Source organism: Microbacterium sp. UBA1612 (assembly GCF_002321605.1).
Classification (GTDB): Bacteria; Actinomycetota; Actinomycetes; order Actinomycetales; family Microbacteriaceae; genus Microbacterium; species Microbacterium luteum.
The window spans coordinates 91,072-111,724 of record NZ_DCMW01000003.1 but is presented as its reverse complement, the minus strand read 5'-3'; the positions used below and the strand labels follow the sequence as shown (position 1 = coordinate 111,724).

General features: G+C 68.1%; 16 protein-coding genes. 6 read left to right on the top strand and 10 right to left on the bottom strand.

Annotation, left to right across the window (positions count from 1 at the left end):
* Positions 1 to 30 precede the first annotated feature (30 nt).
* Positions 31 to 1,239, top strand: a complete 1,209-nt coding sequence (locus tag B3S45_RS01025) for a thiolase family protein (protein ID WP_071043456.1) — start codon at positions 31 to 33, stop codon at positions 1,237 to 1,239.
* 8 nt (positions 1,240 to 1,247) lie between these two features.
* Positions 1,248 to 3,392 carry a 3-hydroxyacyl-CoA dehydrogenase NAD-binding domain-containing protein gene (locus tag B3S45_RS01020; RefSeq protein ID WP_286716923.1) on the top strand — a complete coding sequence of 715 codons (2,145 nt, stop codon included), beginning with the start codon at positions 1,248 to 1,250 and terminating at the stop codon, positions 3,390 to 3,392.
* A 50-nt stretch (positions 3,393 to 3,442) separates the two neighbouring features.
* Here B3S45_RS01020 and dxs read toward each other — a convergent pair whose 3' ends face one another.
* The 5 genes from dxs to dut form a co-directional block, all read right to left on the bottom strand.
* Positions 3,443 to 5,389: a 1-deoxy-D-xylulose-5-phosphate synthase gene (gene dxs / locus B3S45_RS01015; RefSeq protein WP_286717090.1), complete on the bottom strand. Its 1,947-nt coding sequence runs from the start codon at positions 5,387 to 5,389 to the stop codon at positions 3,443 to 3,445.
* A gap of 132 nt (positions 5,390 to 5,521) precedes the next feature.
* The gene (gene acnA / locus B3S45_RS01010; RefSeq protein WP_071043454.1) at positions 5,522 to 8,350 is read right to left on the bottom strand and encodes an aconitate hydratase AcnA; all 2,829 of its coding nucleotides are present in this window, start codon (positions 8,348 to 8,350) and stop codon (positions 5,522 to 5,524) included.
* A 136-nt stretch (positions 8,351 to 8,486) separates the two neighbouring features.
* Positions 8,487 to 9,167, bottom strand: coding sequence for a DUF3159 domain-containing protein (locus B3S45_RS01005; RefSeq protein WP_286717088.1), 681 nt, complete (start codon positions 9,165 to 9,167; stop codon positions 8,487 to 8,489).
* 95 nt (positions 9,168 to 9,262) lie between these two features.
* Positions 9,263 to 9,832 (bottom strand): DUF3710 domain-containing protein, encoded by a 570-nt coding sequence (locus B3S45_RS01000; protein ID WP_071043452.1) that lies wholly within the window; start codon positions 9,830 to 9,832, stop codon positions 9,263 to 9,265.
* Positions 9,829 to 10,281, bottom strand: coding sequence for a dUTP diphosphatase (gene dut / locus B3S45_RS00995; RefSeq protein ID WP_071043451.1), 453 nt, complete (start codon positions 10,279 to 10,281; stop codon positions 9,829 to 9,831). Before dut ends, B3S45_RS01000 begins: the two co-directional genes overlap by 4 nt.
* A gap of 12 nt (positions 10,282 to 10,293) precedes the next feature.
* Between dut and B3S45_RS00990 the strand changes: the two genes are divergently transcribed.
* Complete coding sequence (locus B3S45_RS00990; RefSeq protein WP_286716919.1) at positions 10,294 to 10,788, top strand: DUF3093 family protein; 495 nt, start codon at positions 10,294 to 10,296, stop codon at positions 10,786 to 10,788.
* Here the strand turns inward: B3S45_RS00990 and B3S45_RS00985 are convergent.
* Positions 10,766 to 11,056: a DUF4193 domain-containing protein gene (locus B3S45_RS00985; protein ID WP_071043449.1), complete on the bottom strand. Its 291-nt coding sequence runs from the start codon at positions 11,054 to 11,056 to the stop codon at positions 10,766 to 10,768. The two genes, B3S45_RS00990 and B3S45_RS00985, sit on opposite strands and share 23 nt — an antisense overlap.
* Positions 11,057 to 11,258: 202 nt before the next feature.
* On the opposite strand from B3S45_RS00985, the gene sepH reads away from it, so the two are divergent.
* Positions 11,259 to 12,299 carry a septation protein SepH gene (sepH, locus tag B3S45_RS00980; RefSeq protein ID WP_071043448.1) on the top strand — a complete coding sequence of 347 codons (1,041 nt, stop codon included), beginning with the start codon at positions 11,259 to 11,261 and terminating at the stop codon, positions 12,297 to 12,299.
* Positions 12,300 to 12,301: 2 nt separating this feature from the next.
* Here the strand turns inward: sepH and B3S45_RS00975 are convergent, their stop codons facing one another.
* Positions 12,302 to 13,426, bottom strand: coding sequence for an alkaline phosphatase family protein (locus tag B3S45_RS00975; protein WP_071043447.1), 1,125 nt, complete (start codon positions 13,424 to 13,426; stop codon positions 12,302 to 12,304).
* Between the two features lie 66 nt (positions 13,427 to 13,492).
* Between B3S45_RS00975 and B3S45_RS00970 the strand changes: the two genes are divergently transcribed.
* Positions 13,493 to 15,940, top strand: coding sequence for a DNA gyrase/topoisomerase IV subunit A (locus B3S45_RS00970; RefSeq protein WP_286716913.1), 2,448 nt, complete (start codon positions 13,493 to 13,495; stop codon positions 15,938 to 15,940).
* A gap of 28 nt (positions 15,941 to 15,968) precedes the next feature.
* Here the strand turns inward: B3S45_RS00970 and B3S45_RS00965 are convergent, their stop codons facing one another.
* Positions 15,969 to 18,038 (bottom strand): DNA gyrase/topoisomerase IV subunit B, encoded by a 2,070-nt coding sequence (locus B3S45_RS00965; protein WP_286716911.1) that lies wholly within the window; start codon positions 18,036 to 18,038, stop codon positions 15,969 to 15,971.
* A gap of 164 nt (positions 18,039 to 18,202) precedes the next feature.
* On the opposite strand from B3S45_RS00965, the gene B3S45_RS00960 reads away from it, so the two are divergent.
* Complete coding sequence (locus B3S45_RS00960) at positions 18,203 to 18,427, top strand: DUF7455 domain-containing protein (RefSeq protein WP_071043444.1); 225 nt, start codon at positions 18,203 to 18,205, stop codon at positions 18,425 to 18,427.
* Positions 18,428 to 18,462: 35 nt separating this feature from the next.
* On the opposite strand, the gene B3S45_RS00955 is transcribed toward B3S45_RS00960, so the two are convergent.
* Both B3S45_RS00955 and B3S45_RS00950 read right to left on the bottom strand, forming a co-directional pair.
* Complete coding sequence (locus B3S45_RS00955; RefSeq protein ID WP_071043443.1) at positions 18,463 to 19,161, bottom strand: coenzyme F420-0:L-glutamate ligase; 699 nt, start codon at positions 19,159 to 19,161, stop codon at positions 18,463 to 18,465.
* Entirely contained in the window at positions 19,158 to 20,489 is a 1,332-nt protein-coding gene (locus tag B3S45_RS00950; protein WP_194383118.1) for an RNA polymerase sigma factor, read from the bottom strand. Before B3S45_RS00950 ends, B3S45_RS00955 begins: the two co-directional genes overlap by 4 nt.
* Between the last annotated feature and the right edge of the window lie 164 nt (positions 20,490 to 20,653).

The window sequence follows — 20,653 nt, the reverse complement described above, 5'->3', positions numbered from 1 at the left end:
CTGGGCACATCCCTGAACTTTGGAGGCAGAGTGGCCGAGCTTTCGGACGTCTACTTCGTCGATGGAATGCGCACCCCGTTCGGGCGCGCCGGCGAGAAGGGCATGTACTGGAACACGCGATCGGATGATCTCGCCGTGAAGGCGACCATCGGACTCATGGAGCGCAATGGCGACGTTCCGAAGGAGAGGATCGACGACGTCGCCATCGCGGCGACGTCGCAGACCGGCGACCAGGGCCTGACCCTGGGCCGAAGTGTCGCCATCCTCGCGGGACTCCCCCAGAGCGTTCCGGGATTCGCCATCGACCGCATGTGCGCCGGTGCGATGACCAGTGTGACCACGATGGCCGCCTCGATCGGGATCGGCATGTACGACCTCGCTCTCGCGGGCGGGGTCGAGCACATGGGGCATCACCCGATCGGGTCCAACGCCGACCCCAACCCCCGCTTCGTCGCCGAGAAGATGGTGGACCCCGGCGCGCTCAACATGGGCGTGACCGCGGAGCGGATCTTCGATCGCTTCCCGCATCTCACCAAGGAGCGCTCAGATCGTTTCGGCATGCTCAGCCAGCACAAGGCGCAGGCCGCCTACGATGCGGGCAAGCTGCAGGCCGACCTCGTTCCCGTCGCGATCAAGGACGCCGAAGGTGCGTGGGCGCTCGCCACCGAGGACGAAGGTCGTCGTCCGCAGACGACGATGGCCGATCTCGCCGGTCTCAAGACCCCGTTCCGTCCTCACGGTCGCGTGACCGCGGGAACCTCCTCCCCGCTCACCGACGGTGCGACCATGTCGCTGCTCGCCGGTGGTGGCGCGGTGAAGGAGCTCGGCCTCGCGCCGAAGATGCGACTCGTCTCGTTCGCTTTCGCGGGCGTGCAGCCCGAGATCATGGGCATCGGCCCCATCCCGTCGACCGAGAAGGCCCTCAGGAAGGCCGGCCTGACGATCGACGACATCGGTCTGTTCGAGCTGAACGAAGCGTTCGCCGTCCAGGTGATCTCGCTCCTGGACCACTTCGGCATCGCCGACGACGACCCGCGCGTCAACCAGTGGGGTGGAGCGATCGCGCTCGGGCATCCGCTCGCCGCATCCGGAGTCCGTCTCATGATCCAGCTCGCGGCGCAGTTCGCCGAGCGCCCCGACGTGCGATACGGCCTCACGGCGATGTGCGTGGGGCTCGGCCAGGGCGGTTCGGTGGTCTGGGAGAACCCCCACTACGACGGCAAGAAGCGCAGGAAGTGAGCGGCCTCATGAGCACCTACGATCAGATCGACTTCACGCCCCTGCTGACCCTCTCCGACGACGAGGTCGTCACGCACTCGCTCGTGCGCGACGTTCGCCTGCCCTCGGGCCGGACTCTTGCCCTCATCACGCTCGACAACGGGCGTGACCACAACCGTCCCAACACGCTCGGTCCCCGAACGCTCGTCGAGCTGAACGAGCGCCTCGACGAACTGAAGGACCGTGCGGCCTCCGGTCAGATCGATGCGGTCGCCGTGACCGGCAAGCAGTACATCCTGGCCGCCGGCGCCGACCTGTCCGACATCACTCTCGTCGGATCGCGGGAGAACGCCCGCAAGGTGGCGCAGCTCGGTCACCACGTGCTCGGCAAGCTCGCCGATCTCGGCGTTCCCTCCTTCACGTTCGTGAACGGGCTCGCGTTGGGCGGCGGCCTGGAGATCGCGCTCAACTCCACATATCGCACCGTCGATGCCTCGGCCGCCGCGATCGCCCTCCCCGAGGTCTTCCTCGGCATCATCCCGGGCTGGGGTGGGGCCTATCTCCTCCCCAACCTGATCGGTATCGAGAACGCGCTCGAGGTGGTCATCTCGAACCCGCTCAAGCAGAACCGGATGCTCAAGCCGGCGCAGGCGTTCGAGTTCGGCATCGTGGATGCGATCTTCCCCGCCGCGAACTACCTCGAAGACTCCCTGCGATGGGCTGACGGCGTGCTCGGCGGGTCGATCAAGGTGGAACGCCGGAACCAGCCCGGCAAGATCGAACGCCTCACCAAATGGCCGATCGCCGTCAAGATGGCACGGAACATGCTGGAGTCCAGGATCGGGACCGTCCCCGCGTCCCCGTACGTCGCCCTCGACCTCCTCGACCGCGCCAAGAGCGGCACGCGCGAGGAGGGCTTCGCCCGCGAGGACGAGGCCCTCGCAGAACTCGTCAGCGGCGACCAGTTCGCCGCGTCGATGTACGCGTTCGACCTGGTGCAGAAGCGCGCGAAGCGTCCCGTCGGTGCACCGGACAAGGGGCTCGCGAAGAAGGTCGGCAAGGTCGGCGTCATCGGCGCCGGCCTTATGGCGAGCCAATTCGCCCTCCTCTTCGTGCGCAAGCTCCAGGTCCCCGTGCTCATCACCGATCTCGATCAGGCGCGTGTCGACAAGGGCATCGCGTACATCCACGAGGAGATCGGCAAGCTCGAGTCCAAAGGGCGCCTCGACGCCGACGCAGCGAATCGCCTGCGTGCACTGGTGCGCGGAACCGTCGACACGTCCGAGTATGCGGACTGCGACTTCGTGATCGAGGCGGTGTTCGAGGAGGTCGGAGTCAAGCAGCAGGTCTTCGGCGAGATCGAGAAGATCATCGCGGACGACGCCATCCTCGCGACGAACACGTCGTCGCTCTCCGTGGAGGAGATCGGTTCCACGCTGGAGCATCCGGAACGCCTGGTGGGCTTCCACTTCTTCAACCCCGTCGCGGTCATGCCGCTGATCGAGATCGTGAAGACCCCGAAGACCGCCGACGAGGCACTCGCGACCGCGTTCGTCGTCGCCAAGGGGCTCGGGAAGAACGCGGTCCTCACCGCCGACGCTCCCGGCTTCGTGGTGAACCGCCTGCTGGCGAAGGTCATGGGCGAAGCAGCACGAGCCGTCTACGAGGGAACACCGCTGCTGACGGTCGAGAACGCCTTCCGTCCCCTCGGACTCCCGATGACACCGTTCCAGCTGATCGACCTCGTCGGATGGAAGGTCGCGGCCCACGTGCAGGACACGATGGCCACGGCTTTCCCCGACCGCTTCTACGCGTCGGAGAACTTCCACGAGCTCGCCGCGCTCGATCGCGTCGTCGAGAAGGACAAGGCCGGACGGGTCACCGGGTGGTCCAAGGATGCGGAGAAGGTCCTGAAGGGCGCCGTCGGCGACTCCCCGTCGACCGAGGACGAGATCCTCCGCCGGGTCCAGGACGGTCTGGCGCAGGAGATCTTCATCATGCTCGAGCAGGGCGTCGTCCCCGAGGTCGAGGACATCGACCTCTGTCTGATCCTCGGGGCAGGCTGGCCCTTCATCGATGGCGGCGCATCCCCGTACCTCGACCGCGAAGGAGCGTCCGAGCGCGTCTTCGGAGACAGCTTCCACCACCCGAAGATCGTCGGTATCGCCGGCTGAGATCACCGCGAAGAGCCCGCCGACCGTGCCAGGTCGGCGGGCTCTTCGTCTCAGTCCTCGTCGCTCCGGCCCGCGAGATCGGCGATGTCATCAGTCACGGGCTCGCCCGCGCCGCGGGCGATGGGCAGGCGTGTGCCGAGCACCTGGGCGACCACGTCCTGCGCGATCTTCGCGGCGGTGAGCCCGGCATCCCGCAGGATCTCCTCACGACCAGCGTGATCGATGAACTCGTCGGGGACCCCGAGCTCGTCCACCGCCGTATCGACCCCGGACTCGCGAAGCACCTGACGGACGCGCGTGCCGATGCCTCCGACGCGGATGCCGTCCTCGATCGTGATCACGAGCCGATGCGTCGCCGCGAGGCCGATCACCGAACGCTGCACCGGGATCGCCCACCGCGGGTCGATCACGGTCGAGCCGATCCCCTGCGCCCGCAGGCGCTCGGCGACCTCCACGGCGACGTGTGCCATCGGGCCGATCCCGACCAGCAGCACATCCTGCTCGTCGATGCGGGCGAGCACGTCGACGCCGTCCGGCAGCCGTTCGAGTGCAGGCAGGTCCGGCGCCACCGCGCCCTTGGGGAACCTGACCACGGTCGGCGCGTCCTCGACGGTCAGCGCTTCACGGAACTCCTCACGGAGGCGCTCCGCGTCCCGTGGCACGGCGATGCGGATGTGCGGAACGATCTGCAGCATCGCGAGATCCCAGATGCCGTGATGGCTGGGCCCGTCGGGGCCGGTCACCCCCGCCCGGTCCAGCACGAACGTCACACCCGCTCTGTGGAGTCCGACATCCATCAGCATCTGATCGAACGCCCGGTTCATGAAGGTCGCGTAGATGGCCACGACAGGGTGCAGCCCGCCGTAGGCGAGGCCGGCGGCCGAGGCGACGGCGTGCTGCTCGGCGATGCCGACGTCGAAGGTGCGCTCCGGGAAGTGCCGCTCGAAGGCGTCGAGACCCACCGGGTGCATCATCGCGGCCGTGATCGCGACGACGTCCTTGCGGCGGTGGCCGAGGTCGACCATCGCCTCGGAGAAGTGGTCGGTCCAGATGCGCCCCTTGGGCTTCTCCGCGCCCGTCTGGACGTCGAAGGGGCCGGGCGCGTGGAACTGGTCGGCCTCGTGGCGCTCGGCGGGGTCGTAGCCGTAGCCCTTGCGGGTCAGGGCGTGCACGATCACCGGGCCCCCGAAGCGCTTGGCCTGCGTGAGCGCGGTCTCCATCGCGGCCCGGTCGTGGCCGTCGACGGGGCCGACGTACTTCAGCCCGAGGTCCTCGAAGAGGCCCTGCGGCGCCAGCGCGTCCTTGAGGCCCTTCTTCATCGCGTGGAGCGCGTCGTAGGCCGCCGGGCCCACCCCGGGGACGGCGTTGAGGCGCTTCTTGACCGCGTCGAGGACGTGCTCGTAGCGCGGGTCGGTGCGCAGGCTGGAGAGCGCCGTGGCCAGGCCGCCGATGGTGGGGGTGTAGGAGCGGCCGTTGTCGTTGACGACGATGACCAGCCGGCTGTCCTTGGCGATCGCGATGTTGTTGAGCGCCTCCCAGGTCATTCCTCCGGTCAGCGATCCGTCGCCGACGATGGCGACGACGTGCCGGTCGTCCCGGCCGGTGCGGGTCAGCGCGCGGGAGATCCCGTCGGCCCAGCTCAGCGAGCTCGACGCGTGCGAGGACTCCACGACGTCGTGCTCGCTCTCCGCACGCTGCGGGTAGCCCGCGAGGCCGCCACGTGATCTCAAGCCGGCGAAGTCCTGCCTGCCGGTGAGCATCTTGTGGACGTAGGACTGATGGCCGGTGTCGAACACGAACGGATCCCGGGGCGAGTCGAAGACGCGATGAAGCGCGATGGTGAGTTCCACGACCCCGAGGTTCGGTCCCAGGTGTCCACCCGTGCGTGACACGTTCTCCACGAGGAAGGCGCGAACCTCCTCGGCCAGCTGCCGCAGCTGCGCGACGCTGAGTCGGTCGAGATCTCGTGGTCCTCTGATCGAGGGGAGAATCGCCATCGTGCCCTCTTCGTCGTCGTCCATGGCTCCGGCTCATCGGTTCGAGACGCCTGGCCGTCAGTCTATCCGCCGACAGGCGCAGACGGGTGAGGCCCCGGCTCGATCGAGCCGGGGCCTCACCTCCTGCGCAGGTCAGACGAGCGAGCGCAGCACGTACTGCAGGATGCCGCCGTTGCGGTAGTAGTCGGCCTCACCGGGAGTGTCGATCCGCACGGTCGCATCGAACTCGATCGTCTTCGCCCCGTCGGCCGAGAACTCACTCGGCTCGGCGGTGACACGCACGGTCTTGGGCGTCACCCCTTCGTTCAGCTTCTCGAGACCGGTGATCGAGATGATCTCGGTGCCGTCGAGACCGAGGGACTCCCAGCTCTCACCGGCCGGGAACTGCAGCGGCACGACACCCATTCCGATGAGGTTCGAGCGGTGGATGCGCTCGAAGCTCTCCGTGATGACCGCCTTGACGCCCAGCAGCCGGGTGCCCTTGGCCGCCCAGTCGCGCGACGAACCGGACCCGTACTCCTTGCCGCCGAACACCACGAGCGGCGTGCCCTGCGCCTGATAGTTCATGCTGGCGTCGTAGATGTACGACTGCGGCCCACCCGGCTGGGTGAAGTCCCGCGTGTAGCCGCCTTCGACGACCTGGCCGTCGTTGACCGCCGCGACGAGGGAGTTCTTGAGGCGGATGTTCGCGAACGTGCCACGGATCATCACCTCGTGGTTCCCCCGGCGCGAGCCGTACGAGTTGAAGTCCTTGCGCTCCACGCCGTGTTCGGTGAGGTACTCGGCCGCGGGGGTGCCGGGCTTGATGTTGCCCGCCGGACTGATGTGGTCTGTGGTGACGGAGTCGCCCAGGGTCGCCATGACCCGCGCGCCGGTGATGTCCTGCACCGGCGTCAGCTCCATCGTCATGTCGTCGAAGTACGGCGCCTTGCGGACGTACGTCGAGTCCTCGGCCCACTCGAACGTCGGGCCGCTGGGGGTCGGCAGGCTCTTCCAGCGCTCGTCGCCTTCGAACACCGTCGCGTACTGCTTGATGAACTGCTCACGGGAGATCGAGGAGTCGATGATCTCCTGCACTTCGTCCGTCGCCGGCCAGATGTCCGACAAGAAGACGTCGTTGCCGTCGCTGTCCGTGCCCAGCGGATCGCTCTCGAAGTCGAAGTTCATGGATCCGGCCAGCGCATAGGCGACCACGAGCGGCGGCGACGCGAGATAGTTCATCTTCACGTCGGGGCTGATGCGACCCTCGAAGTTACGGTTGCCCGAGAGCACCGCGGTCACCGCGAGATCGTTGTCGTTGATCGCCGTGGAGACCTCTTCGATGAGCGGACCCGAGTTGCCGATGCAGATCGTGCATCCGTAGCCGACCGTGTAGAACCCGAGGCCTTCGAGGGCCTTGTCCAACCCGGACTTCTCGTAGTAGTCCGTGACGACTTTCGAACCGGGCCCGAGGGTGGTCTTGACCCACGGCTTGCTCTTCAGGCCCTTGTCGAGCGCCTTCTTCGCGAGGAGCCCAGCGGCGATCATGACCGACGGGTTCGAGGTGTTGGTGCACGAGGTGATCGCCGCCAGCGCGACGGAGCCGTGGTCGAGCGTGAAGGACGCGCCGTCGGCGGTGGTCACCGGTGAGGGCTTGGAGGCGACCTTGGGCGCGTGCGAGCGGTGGTGGTGCTCGTGCTCGCTCTCGGAATCCTCCGGGCTCAGTCCGGGCGGGTCCGATGCGGGGAAGGACTCGGAGATCGTGAGGTCGACCAGATCGTGGTCGACGTCGGCGTAGTTGGTGAGATCCTTCTCGAACTGCTCCTTCGCCTCGGCCAGCAGGATGCGGTCCTGCGGACGCTTCGGGCCGGCGATGGACGGGACGACGGTCGACAGGTCGAGCTCCATGTACTCGCTGAAGGCGGGTTCGCGCGAGGGATCGTGCCACAGCGACTGCTGCTTCGCGTACTGCTCGACCAGCGAGACGGCCTGTTCGTCGCGACCCGTCAGCCGCAGGTAGTCCAGGGTCACATCGTCGACGGGGAACATCGCCGCCGTCGAGCCGAACTCCGGGCTCATGTTGCCGATCGTCGCACGGTTGGCCAGGGGAACCGATCCGACACCGTCGCCGTAGAACTCCACGAACTTCCCGACGACGCCGTGCTTGCGCAGCATGTCGGTGATCGTGAGCACGACGTCGGTGGCGGTGACGCCCGCGGGGATCTCTCCGGTGAGCTTGAAGCCGACGACGCGCGGAATGAGCATCGACACGGGCTGGCCGAGCATCGCGGCTTCGGCTTCGATGCCACCGACGCCCCAACCGAGCACGCCGAGGCCGTTCACCATCGTGGTGTGGGAGTCGGTGCCGACACACGTGTCGGGGTAGGCCCGCAGCACGCCGTCGACGCTGCGGTCGTAGATGACCTTCGCCAGGTGCTCGATGTTCACCTGGTGCACGATGCCGGTCCCCGGCGGCACGACCTTGAAGTCGTCGAAGGCGGTCTGGCCCCAGCGCAGGAACTGGTAGCGCTCGCCGTTGCGCTGATACTCGATCTCGACGTTGCGCTCCAGCGCGTTCTCGGAGCCGAAGAGGTCCGCGATGACGGAGTGGTCGATCACCATCTCGGCGGGCGAGAGCGGGTTGATCTTCTTCGGATCCCCTCCCAGAGCCGTCACGGCCTCGCGCATGGTGGCCAGGTCCACGATGCACGGCACACCGGTGAAGTCCTGCATGACCACGCGCGCCGGAGTGAACTGGATCTCCGTGTCGGGCTCCGCCTGAGGGTCCCATCCGCCCAGCGCTTCGATCTGCGCCTTCGTGACGTTGGCGCCGTCCTCGGTGCGCAGGAGGTTCTCCAGAAGCACCTTCAGGCTGAACGGCAGCTTCTCGTACCCGGGAACGGTGTCGATGCGGAAGATCTCGTAGTCGGTGCTGCCGACCGTCAGGGTGCTCTTGGCACCGAAGCTGTCAACTGTGGACACGTCCGTCTCCTTCGTCGCCGGCGGGCCCCGGGTATGGGACCGGCTTCCCCATCTTCGCCCCTCACGCGCGTGCGTGACCAGCAAGGCGGACCTTACTCAGGGGCACGTATTTATCTCGATGTCGAGATAAATACTATCACCGGACCGACTGACGGTGGAGCGCTCGCACGGCCAACCAGGTGACAGCGAGCATCGGTGCGAACAGCGGCAGTCCCATGACGAGCTTCAGCGTTCCGAGCGCCGTCACCTCGCCGGCGAAGTAGAGCGGCAGCTGCACGGCCAGGCGCGCGGCGAACAGCGCCGCCCACGCGATCGCCAGCCAGAAATAGACGCGCCGCTTGCGTCGATCCTTGCGCCACGCGGTGCCTTCGCCGAGGAGGAACCCCGCGGCGAGTCCGATCAGCGACCACCCGGCCAGCGCCGAGATCAGCAGCGCCGAGCCGTAGACCGCATTGGTCACGAACCCCGGAACGAAGTTGTTGCTCGCATCTCCGGTGAGCAGAGCGAACGCCGCCGCGACCACGGCCGCGACGAGACCCCCCACCGCGGCCGTGACCGGCTGCCGGGCGAGCAGGCGCGCCGCCGTGAAGACAGCCGCCACACCGACCGACAGGCCGAGGGAGAGCCAGAGATCGCCGTCGCCGGAGTCCGGATCGATCGTGATGGTGAAGACCACGATGAACACCAGCCCCGGGAGCACCGATTCGAGGATGCCCCGCACACCGCCCATCGCCCGCCAGACGACGTGACCGGTCGACGCCTCCTCAGCGGGATCGATGCCCGCGCGCCGCGCAGCCTGCCCGAGGGCCGCCCCGATGGCGTCCGGAGCCGAAGGTCCCTTCGCGTCGGCCGACCCGGTCGCCGTCTTCTCCTGCGGCTCGGACTCGTCGGGCGCGGCGGTGCTCTCGCCGGTCACGCAGAACCCGGCGTGGCCGGCATCTTGAGGGGGATGAGGTCGCGCGGCGGCATCGGAGAGCCCCCTCGCACCACCACGATCGACCGGAACAGGTCCTCGACCTTCGCCGCCGCACCCGCGTCGGCGGCGCCGGCTCCCCCGATGACGCCGCGCAGGAACCAGCGCGGACCGTCGACACCGATGAATCGGGCGAGTCGCTTGCCCGTCGACCCGTCCGCCGCCGAAACCGGCACCTCGGCCAGCAGCTCGTGACCCAGCGGACCTTCGCGCTCCTCGACGCGACCGCCCTGGGTGCGTACCTGCTCACGGATCTGTTCCCGCGTCTCGTCCCACAGGCCGCTCGAGCGCGGCGCGGCGAAGGGCTGCACCTGGAGCGTCGATTCGGCGTAGTCCAGCCCGACGGCGACGATGCGCTTGGTCTGCTCCTCGACCTCCAGGCGCAGGTTCAGACCCTCCCGCGGCAGGATCTTGATGCCGCCCAGGTCGATGTACGGGCGGACCGGATTGGCCTCGCTGTCATCGAAGGGTCCCGAGGTCGCGCGGTCGACGGGAGTGGATTCGGTCATGAGGATGCTCCATCCTTCTGGTAGCCCGTCGAGCCGAAGCCGCCGTCGCCCCGGGTGCTGTCGGGCAATTCGTCCACCGGCACGAACCGCACCGGCGGGATCGGCATCACGATCAGCTGCGCGATGCGGTCGCCCTCCCGGATCGTGTAGGGCTCTCGTGGGTCGGTGTTCAGCAACGCGACCTTGACCTCGCCCCGGTAGCCGGCATCCACCGTGCCCGGCGCGTTCACCACCGTGATGCCGTGCTTCGACGCCAGGCCGCTGCGCGGAACGACGAATCCGACGTGACCGTCCGGAAGTGCGATGCGGACGCCGGTGCCGACCAGCGCGCGCTCACCGGGCTCGAGGCGCACCGCCTCGGCGGCCACCAGATCGGCTCCGGCATCGCCGGGGTGCGCGTAGAGCGGGGCCTCACGGGCCATAATGAGGACATCCACCGATTCGGTCACGCAACGAGGGTAATGCAGAACAGAGCTGTCGACGTCGGCGCGGAAGGCGCCGTGAACTATCGCGAGCGTCTGAGCCCGTCGCTGTGGAGCCTGGTCGCCGCCGCGCTCGCGGGGCCGATGGCAGCCCTCGTGTTCGTCCCGGTGGACACCACGCTCGCGCTCGCGGCGGGCGCCGTCGTCGGACTCGGATCCGTCGCGGTCTGGATCGTCCTGTCGCCCCGGATCGAGGTGACGGGCGGGCGCCTTCGCGCCGGCCGCGCGCACATCGACGCGTGCCATCTCGGCGCCCCCGTCGCACTCACCGGCGAGGATGCCCGCCAGGCCCGTGGCCCCGGTCTTCATCCGCGCGCGTGGCATCTGCTGCGCGGAGGCATCCACGGCGTCGTCGTGATCCCGATCGATGATCCCGACGATCCGGTTCCCGCGTGGTACCTCTCCTCGCGGACACCCGACCGCCTGGCCGCGGCGGTGCGGCGGGCCTCGGCTACGAGCACTCCGTGCAGATGAAGCCGATCGCCTCTTCGTGATCGACCTGCGAGCGGTGCTTGACGAGGAAGCAGCTCATGCAGGTGAACTCGTCCTGCTGCGGCGGGAGGACCACCACATCCAGCTCGAGATCGGACAGGTCGGCGCCCGGCAGTTCGAAGCCCGAGGGGTTGTCGGAGTCCTCGACGTCGACCGATCCCGACATCTTGTCGGGCACGCGCTCCTTGAGCGCTTCGATCGACTCGCTCTCGTCTTCGGACTTGCGCGGAGCGTCGTAATCAGTAGCCATTCGTGACGGTCTCTACTTCCCAGAAGATTGCTGTGTGCCCATCGGGGCGGCGTTAGTTTGCACGACCGCTCCGGATTTCGCAAATGCGGATCACGGCCGGCGCGCTCGGGGTCGAACTCGCGGCGCGCCCGCGATATTCCCAGCGCCGGCGAACCGCTGTGTCAGCATGGGCGACGTACGCCGAACCGGAGAGGCGATTGGCATGGAACAGCTCAGAGTGATCGGCACCGAAGACGACCGTCTCGTCGTCGCGACCGAGGCCGGAGATCGCTTCGCGCTCGCCCTCGACGACGTGCTGCGGGCCGAGCTCCGCCGCGTCAGACGCGAGTCGGATGCCCCCGAGAAGCGGGCGAGTCCGCGGGAGATCCAGTCGCACATCCGCGCCGGCCTGTCGACCAAGGAGGTCGCAGACCTGCTGGGGCTGCGTGTCGAAGATGTGCAGCGCTTCGAGCGTCCGGTGCTCGCCGAGCGCGAGCACATCGTCGGACAGGCTCTGGCCGTCCCCGTCCTGATGGGCTCCGAACTCGACCACGATGCGCACGTGAGCTTCGGCACCGCCGTGCGGGCGAAGCTCGCCGAGGCGGGTGCCGGCGGCGAGCGATGGACGAGCTGGAAGGAGCAGAGCGGATGGGTCGTGAAGCTCGAGTTCACCTCCGCGGGGATCGAGCACGACGCGCGATGGGGCTTCGATCCGCGGCGGTCCACCCTGTCGCCGCAGAACGGCGATGCCGTTCAGCTCTCCCGCCAGGGCTCGCTCCCCGAGGGGCTCATCCCGCGCCTCCGCGCGCTCGACAACGCCGGCAAGGACGAGTCACGCTTCGACAGCGGAGCGTTCGGCCCGCGCCGGGTGCCCGACGCCGAAGCCGAAGCCTCCGCGCCGGCGGCGTCGAGCACCCCGGCCACCGCGCAGGCCGTGCGTCAGGCCGCGACCAAGCGCGCAACCGACCCGGAGGTCACAACCTCGGCCGAGACCGCCGATCTCCTCGAGGCGCTGCGTCGACGCCGGGGGCAGCGGGAGCCGCTGCCCGAACCCGAAGACGACCGATCGGATCCGAACGCTCCCGTGGCACTCTTCGACGCCCTCGAGCCCGGCTATGAATCATCCGAGGACGAGCCCGTCGCATCCGACGACGAGATCGACGATCGCACGATCGTCATCGCCGAAGGAGCGGGGCGGCGCAAAGGCCGCACGTCGATGCCCTCGTGGGATGAGATCGTCTTCGGCGCGCGCACCGACGACTGACCTCATCGGGCGAAGGCTCCGAGTCGGATGAGGGGGACGGTGCGTTCCTCCGACGTCAGCGATCCGTGCTGACCGACCATCTTCTGCGACGACGTGTCCGTGACCCGATCGTCGTAGTAGGCAATGCTCTGTCGCGCCGCGACGAGGACGTCGCCGATCCGGGGCCGAACGACGTCGTCGACCGTCCCGAACAGTCCTGCTGCGATCGCCTCATCGCGTGTGAGCACCCACGACCGGGATGACTCGGACGACCTCCACCTCTCCGCGAGGTGATCCGCCGCGCCGCTCTCCGCATACAGATGCACCATCCTCGGCTCGCCACCGACGTGCCGCAGTCCTTCGGTGAGAGCCCCCTCACCGAACAGCACGTGTCGGTGACGGGGCACGTCGATCATGCCGTGGTCGGAGGTGACGACCAGACCGGTGTCGGGTCGGAGCCGTCGAGCCATTCTCACCACGGCCGCATCCACGCGCTCGAGCATCGCCGACCACTCGTCCGACTCCCAGCCCGCGCGGTGGCCGACGACATCGAGGTCGGGGGCGTAGAGGTAGACGAGTGCACCGGGGTTTCGGCCGGCGACGTCCGCGGCGAGGTCCACCCTCTCGTCGAGGTCGTCGACGCCGATGACCTCCGCACCACGCGTTGTCGACTGCGTGAAACCGGTCGTCGCGTACTCGGCGCGGGTGACGACGAAACACGCGCGCCCGGACGCGGACTCGCGCTCGAGAATCGGACGCGCCCGCTGCCAGTCCGCGGGCAGGTCGTCCTGCTCCCAGCCGCGCAGCTGGTTCGCGATGCGGTCTGCACCGGGAACCAAGGCGCGGTAGCCGACCATGCCGCTCCTGCCCGGAGGCTCGCCCGTCAGCAGCGCTGTCAGAGCGGCCGCCGTCGTGGAGGGGAACACCGTCTGCGCAACATCCCGCCGCCCCGTGGCCGCGGCGAGGAAACGCGCATGCCCCGCCCGCGCCGTGAGGTTCGCGGCACCGAGACCGTCCAGGAGGAAGATCACGACGCTGCGCGCCGGCGCGAACCACGTCGACTCCCCCGCCATGGCGGCGATCGACTCCGGCAGCACTCCGGTGAGGCTCCGTGCGCGCGGCGACGGGCCGGGTAGGCTCGTGGACATCCCGGCCAGTCTCCCACACGGGTGAAACGGCCATCGATCGTCCCCTCCACGAGGCCCTCACCCTTCATGCCCCGCACCGACTCCGCACCGCAGCCCGAAGAACGCATCGAAGACGTCGACGTCTCCGCAGAGATGCAGGGGTCTTTCCTCGAGTACGCGTACTCGGTGATCTACTCGCGCGCGCTCCCGGATGCGCGGGACGGACTCAAGCCGGTGCAGCGGCGCATTCTCTACCAGATGGCCGAACTCGGACTGCGACCGGACCGCGGGCACGTCAAGAGCGCGCGTGTCGTCGGCGAGGTGATGGGAAAGCTGCACCCGCACGGCGACGCCGCGATCTACGACGCTCTCGTGCGCCTGGCACAGCCCTTCTCCCTGCGCGTTCCCCTCGTCGACGGCCACGGCAACTTCGGCTCCCTCGACGACGGCCCCGCCGCCGCGCGCTATACGGAAGCCCGCCTCGCGCCGGCCGCGCTCGCCCTCACCGAGCACCTCGACGAAGACGTCGTGGACTTCATCCCGAACTACGACGGCCAGTTCCAGCAGCCCGAGGTCCTGCCGGCGGCCTTCCCCAACCTCCTCGTCAACGGCGCTTCCGGCATCGCCGTGGGCATGGCCACGAACATGGCCCCCCACAACCTCATCGAGGTCGTGGCCGCGGCGACGCATCTGCTGGAGAACCCCGACGCGACGGTCGACGAACTGATGGAATTCGTTCCGGGTCCCGACCTCCCGTCCGGCGGGATCATCGTCGGGCTCGACGGGATCAAGGACGCCTACACGAATGGCCGCGGCTCGTTCCGCACGCGTGCGAAGACCTCCATCGAGCCGGTCGGCCCGCGCCGTACCGGCATCGTCGTCACCGAGCTTCCCTACCTCGTCGGTCCCGAACGCGTCATCGAGAAGATCAAGGATGCCGTCACCGCGAAGAAGCTGCAGGGCATCGCCGACGTGAACGACCTCACCGACCGTCGGCACGGGCTGCGGCTGGTCATCGGCATCAAGACCGGGTTCGATCCCAAGGCCGTGCTCGAGCAGCTCTACCGACTGACCCCTCTCGAGGACAACTTCAGCTTCAACAACGTCGCACTCGTCGAGGGACAGCCTCAGACGCTCGGGCTCCGCGACCTGCTCCGCGTCTACCTCGAGCATCGCATCTCGGTGGTCACGCGCCGCAGCCGCTACCGGCTGGAGCGCAAGAGGGAGCGCTTGCACCTCGTGGAGGGGCTGCTCATCGCGATCCTCGACATCGACGAGGTCATCCAGGTCATCCGCACCTCCGATGACGGCGACCAGGCTCGCACCCGGCTCATCGACGTCTTCGACCTCTCTCAGCCACAGGCGGAGTACATCCTCGAACTGCGCTTGCGTCGGCTCACCAAGTTCAGCCGCATCGAACTGGAGGGCGAGCGGGACCAGCTGAAGACCGACATCGCCGCCCTCGAGGAGCTGCTGGCCAGCGACGCCCTGCTCCGCGCCCAGGTCGCCAGAGAGCTCCGGACCGCCGCCGACATGTTCGGCACCCCGCGGCGCACGATGCTGCTGAACGGCGGGCCCGTGCAGCCGCGTTCGCGAAAGGCCGCTCCCGCCGATCTGCAGATCGCGGACACGCCCTGCCGCGTCTTTCTGTCGACGACCGGCCGCATGGTGCGGGCCGATCTCGATCCCGACGTCGGCGGCGGGGGTCTCGTCGCCCCCACCCGTCGGTCCTCGCACGATGCCGTTCGCTCCGGAGTCGACGCCACGACCCGTGGCGACGTCGGCGCGGTGACCTCCCTCGGTCGACTGGTGCGGTTCTCCCCCGTCGACCTGCCCTCCGTCCCCGGGAATTCCGTCGCTCTCGCCGCCGGCGCACGCGTCGATCAGTATCTGCCGCTCGGAAAGGACGAGAAGGTCGTGGCGCTCGTGTCGCTCGCCGACGACCCGCCCCTGGCCCTCGGCACGGCCGCCGGGATCGTCAAGCGCGTCTCGGCCGCCGAGATCGCCGCGAAGCCCGACGTGGAGATCATCGCCCTGAAGGACGGAGATCGCGTCATCGGCGCCTCGGCCGCCCCTGATGGGTCGGAGCTCGTCTTCGTGACCACCGATGCGCAGCTGCTGCGATTCGAGGCCTCCAGCGTGCGGCCCCAGGGACGCTCCGCAGGCGGGATGTCCGGCATCCGTCTCGCCGACGGACAGCGCGCCATCTTCTTCGGCGTCGTCGCTGCGACGACGGAGACCGTCGTCGTCACCGTCGCCGGCAGCGCCGACGCCCTCGCCGGTGCCGACGCCGGCTCCGCCAAGGTCTCGGCCTTCACGGAGTTCCCCGCGAAGGGCCGGGCGACCGGCGGAGTGCGTTCGCAGCGCTTCGTGCGCGGTGAGGATGCGTTGACCGTCGCGTGGGTCGGTGACGATCCGCGCGCGGTGGGACCCGAGGGGGCGACACGCGCGCTGCCGCCGTCGGGAGCGAAGCGAGACGGCTCCGGCACGCCGCTCGATGCCGCCGTCGGGTCCATCGGGACGGGCGTTCGCTGAACCGTCCGCGCCGGCGCCGAGCCCTGCGTCAGGCGTCGATGCGCTCGCGTCCCAGCCGATCGCTGGATTCCACGATGAACTCTCGGCGGGGGGCGACCTCGTTTCCCATGAGGAGTTCGAACACGGTGGCCGCCGCTTCCGCGTCGGTCAGCTGCACACGTCGGAGCATGCGTCCGGATCGATCCATGGTCGTCGACGCCAGCTGCTCCGCATCCATCTCGCCGAGGCCCTTGTAGCGCTGGATCGGCTCCTGCCACTTCTTCCCCGCTTTGCGCAGCTTCGCCAGCAGCGCGTGCAGCTCCTTCTCGGAGTAGGTGTAGATCGTCTCGTTCGGCTTCGACCCGGGATGCTGCACCACGACGCGGTGCAGCGGCGGAACCGCGGCGAAGACGCGTCCCTCCTCGATGAGCGGGCGCATGTAGCGGAAGAAGAGCGTCAGCAGAAGCGTGCGGATGTGCGCACCGTCGACGTCGGCGTCGCTCATGAGGATGATCTTTCCGTAGCGCGCGACGGAAAGATCGAACGATCGGCCCGAGCCGGCGCCGATGACCTGGATGATCGAGGCGCACTCGGCGTTGGAGAGCATGTCGCTGACCGACGCCTTCTGGACGTTCAGGATCTTGCCGCGGATCGGCAGAAGCGCCTGGTACTCGCTGTTGCGCGCCAACTTGGCTGTCCCCAGAGCCGAGTCGCCCTCGACGATGAACAGTTCCGAGTCATTCACGTCGTTGCTGCGGCAGTCCACCAGCTTCGCGGGGAGCGAGGAGGACTCGAGCGCGTTCTTCCGGCGCTGCGTCTCCTTGTGCGTTCGGGCCGAGATGCGCGCCTTCATCTCGGAGACGATCTTCTCCATGAGCTGCGATGTCTGCGACTTGTCATCCCGCTTGGTGGACGCGAAGCGCTCCTGCAGCCCCTTGCTCACCACGCTCGAGACGATCTGGCGCACGGCCGGGGTTCCGAGCACCTCCTTGGTCTGCCCCTCGAACTGCGGTTCGGGCAGGCGTACGGTCAGGACGACCGTGAGGCCGGCGAGGATGTCGTCCTTCTCGAGCTTGTCGTTGCCCACTTTCAGACGACGGGCGTTGGCCTCGATCTGAGCCCGCACGACCTTCAGCAGGCCCTGCTCGAAGCCCTGCTGATGCGTGCCGCCCTTCGGCGTGGCGATGATGTTCACGAAGCTGCGCCCGACGGTCTCGTAGCCGGTGCCCCAGCGCACCGCGACGTCGACCTCGCACGTGCGCTCGACCTCGGTCGGCACCATGGCTCCGGTCGGCTGCAGGACGGGGACCGTCTCGGTGAAGGTTCCTTCTCCCTGAAGGCGCCACGTATCGGTCACGGGCGCGTCCGGGGCGAGGAACTCCGCGAACTCCGAGATGCCGCCGTCGTATCGAAAGCTCGTCTCTCGCGGCTCCTCGCCGCGCTGATCACGGATGACGATCTCGAGGCCCGGCACGAGGAAGGCGGTCTGCCGCGCGCGCTGCTCCAGCTCCTCGACAGCGAAGGTGGCATCCTTCGTGAAGATCTGGGTGTCGGCCCAATAGCGGATCCGGGTTCCTGTGACCCCCTTGGGCGCCTTGCCGACGTGACGAAGCCGGCTGCTTTGCTCGTAAGGCGAGAAGGCGCTGTCGGGGGAATCGCCGGCGAACTCCCCCGGCTCGCCGCGATGAAAGGACATGGCCCACGTCTTTCCGCCACGGTCCACCTCGACATCGAGTCGCTCCGACAGGGCGTTCACGACAGACGCGCCGACCCCGTGCAGACCCCCCGAGGACGCATACGAGCCGCCCCCGAACTTGCCTCCGGCGTGGAGCTTCGTGAAGACGACCTCGACGCCGGAGAGCCCGGTCCGCGGTTCCGCGTCGACCGGGATGCCGCGCGCCCGGTCGACCACCTCCACGCTGCCGTCGCGATGGAGGATCACGTCGATCCGCTCGCCGTGACCGCCGAGGGCCTCGTCGACGGAGTTGTCGATGATCTCCCACAGGCAATGCATCAGACCGCGCGAATCGGTGGAGCCGATGTACATCCCGGGGCGTTTCCGCACCGCTTCGAGGCCTTCGAGAACCTGCAGGTGGTGGGCGGAGTACTCGGCAGTCACAGCGTCCAAGGATATCCCCGGCACCACCGCGCGCCGGGGTGACACACGAGCGAACCCGCGTCCGTACGCGGTGAGCGAACTGTGACCTTCTCGCGGCATTCTCGAAACAAAGCCGTGGTTGTCTTATACGACACGATCGATCGACCGTTCGAGGAGGGACCGACATGAGCTCGATTTCGACACCCACCGACCCGGCCGCCGTCCTCGACTACCGTCTGACGGCGGCGGACCGATGCGACTCCTGCGGAGCGCAGGCCTATATCGCCGCAGAGGTCAACGGCAGCGAACTGCTGTTCTGCGCGCACCACGGGCGCAAGTACGAGGACAAGCTGCGCGAAGTCGCCACGTCATGGCACGACGAGACAGCGCGCCTCGTCGACGAGGACTGACGAAGCCCGCGCGACGCCGTCCGGGATCAGCCCGCTCAGGCCGGGCGGACGATTCCGAGCGGCGTCGACTGGTGCCCCTGTCCGAGCGGATTGTCGGACAGGATCGCCACCAGGCGCCGCTCCTCGTCGCGAGACAACGTGGAGCCGAGGACGTTGCCACCGATGTCGTTGATGTCGACCACCGCGACCTGCGCGGGGATCCCCAGCAGACCCTGCAGCTGGACGGCGACGTCGCCAGGTCGCTCTGGGCCGAGGACGACCGCCCTGTTGTAGGGCGGGATCGTCCCGGGGGTCGGACCGTCGATCGCGCGTGCCTTATCGCCGGCGATGCGATAGAAATCGCCGCGACGTCCGACGAGCTTCGTCACCGCTGAGACGCCCGCCGCAAACAGGATGCGCAGGGTTCCGCATTCTCGGAGCGCCATCTCCATGGTTTCCGGCATGCCCAGGCCGATGCCGTACGGCGTCCGCACAACGAACCGCGACAAGAGACGCGCGAGCCGGCGCGGCCTGATCTCCTCGAGGGGGTAGGACCGCCCCTGGGTGATCGCCACGATCTTCTCGGTGACGAAGAGGATGTCGCCCTCGCGCACCACGCCCGCCGCATACTCGCGGATGAACTCCTCGAGATCATCGCCGGGCATCACGACGCGCGTGCGAATCGGGATGCGGGCGAAGGCCTCCCCGTCGATCGTGGTCGTGAGGGCCTTGCCGTCGTTCGGCGCGTCGCTCACTCGAGGTAGTCCCGCAGCGACTGCGAGCGCGAGGGGTGACGCAGCTTGGCCATCGTCTTGGATTCGATCTGGCGGATGCGCTCACGCGTGACACCGAAGGTGTCGCCGATCTGATCCAGCGTCTTGGGCTGTCCGTCACCCAGGCCGAAGCGCATGCGGATCACACCCGCCTCGCGCTCCGAGAGCGAGTCCAGCAGCGACTCCAGCTGACGCTGCAGCATCGTGAAGCCGACCGCGTCAGCGGGGACGACCGCCTCGGTGTCCTCGATGAGGTCACCGAATTCGCTGTCACCATCTTCGCCGAGCGGGGTGTGCAGCGAGATCGGCTCGCGGCCGTACTTCTGCACCTCGATGACCTTCTCCGGGGTCATGTCCAACTCCTTGGAGAGCTCTTCCGGAGTCGGCTCGCGGCCGAGGTCCTGCAGCATCTGGCGCTGCACTCGCGCGAGCTTGTTGATGACCTCCACCATGTGGACGGGGATGCGGATCGTGCGGGCCTGGTCGGCCATGGCTCGAGTGATCGCCTGACGGATCCACCACGTCGCGTAGGTGGAGAACTTGAAGCCCTTGGTGTAATCGAACTTCTCCACCGCGCGGATGAGACCGAGGTTCCCCTCCTGGATCAGATCCAGGAACTGCATGCCTCGACCCGTGTAGCGCTTGGCGAGCGACACGACCAGGCGGAGGTTTGCACCCAGCAGGTGGCTCTTGGCGCGCTGCCCGTCGCGGGCGACCCATTGCAGGTCGAGCCCGAGCTGCGAGGACTTCTCGGCCGCCGACATGTTCGACAGCTTCTCCTCCGCGAACAGGCCGGCCTCGATCCGCATCGCCAGCTCGACCTCTTCGGCCGCGTTCAGGAGCGGGACCTTGCCGATCTGCTTCAGGTAGTCCTTGACGGGATCCGCTGTCGCGCCGGTGATCTGCGTGGAGTAGATCGGCACGTCTTCGTCGTCGTTCGACGAGATGACGATGGCGCCGGTGGGCAGCGGCTCTGCGGCACTCTTCTTGGCTTCCGAGGCGCCGTCCGAGCCCTTCTTGCCGGACTTCGCGTCGCCCTCATCGCCGTCGTCGTCGGCGTCGTCCTCCGCCGAGGTGTCGTCGCCGTCCTCGATGTCCTCGGCGTCGACCTCGTCGTCGTCGATCTCATCGTCGTTGTCGACGGACTTCGACGAGGCCGTCTTCGAGGCGTTCTTCGCGGAGCGGCTGCCGGACTTCTTGGCGGTCGCCTTCGTCGCCGGCTTCTTCGCGGGCGTCTCCTCGACGATCTCTTCGGCCTCGGTGTCCTTCGCTCGCGTTGCGCGGGTGCTGGTCTTCGTGCCTGTGGTCACGTTTCGCCTTTCACCGGCGGACGCGTGTCGACGCCCCCCGGTCGATTTCGGACACTAGTAAGACCCTTGTCAAGTCCCGCACACCGAGAGGCATGCAGTCGACGTGACAACGGGTCGCTCCATCCATTGTCTCACATTCCGCGGCGGCACTTGACCCGCAGCGG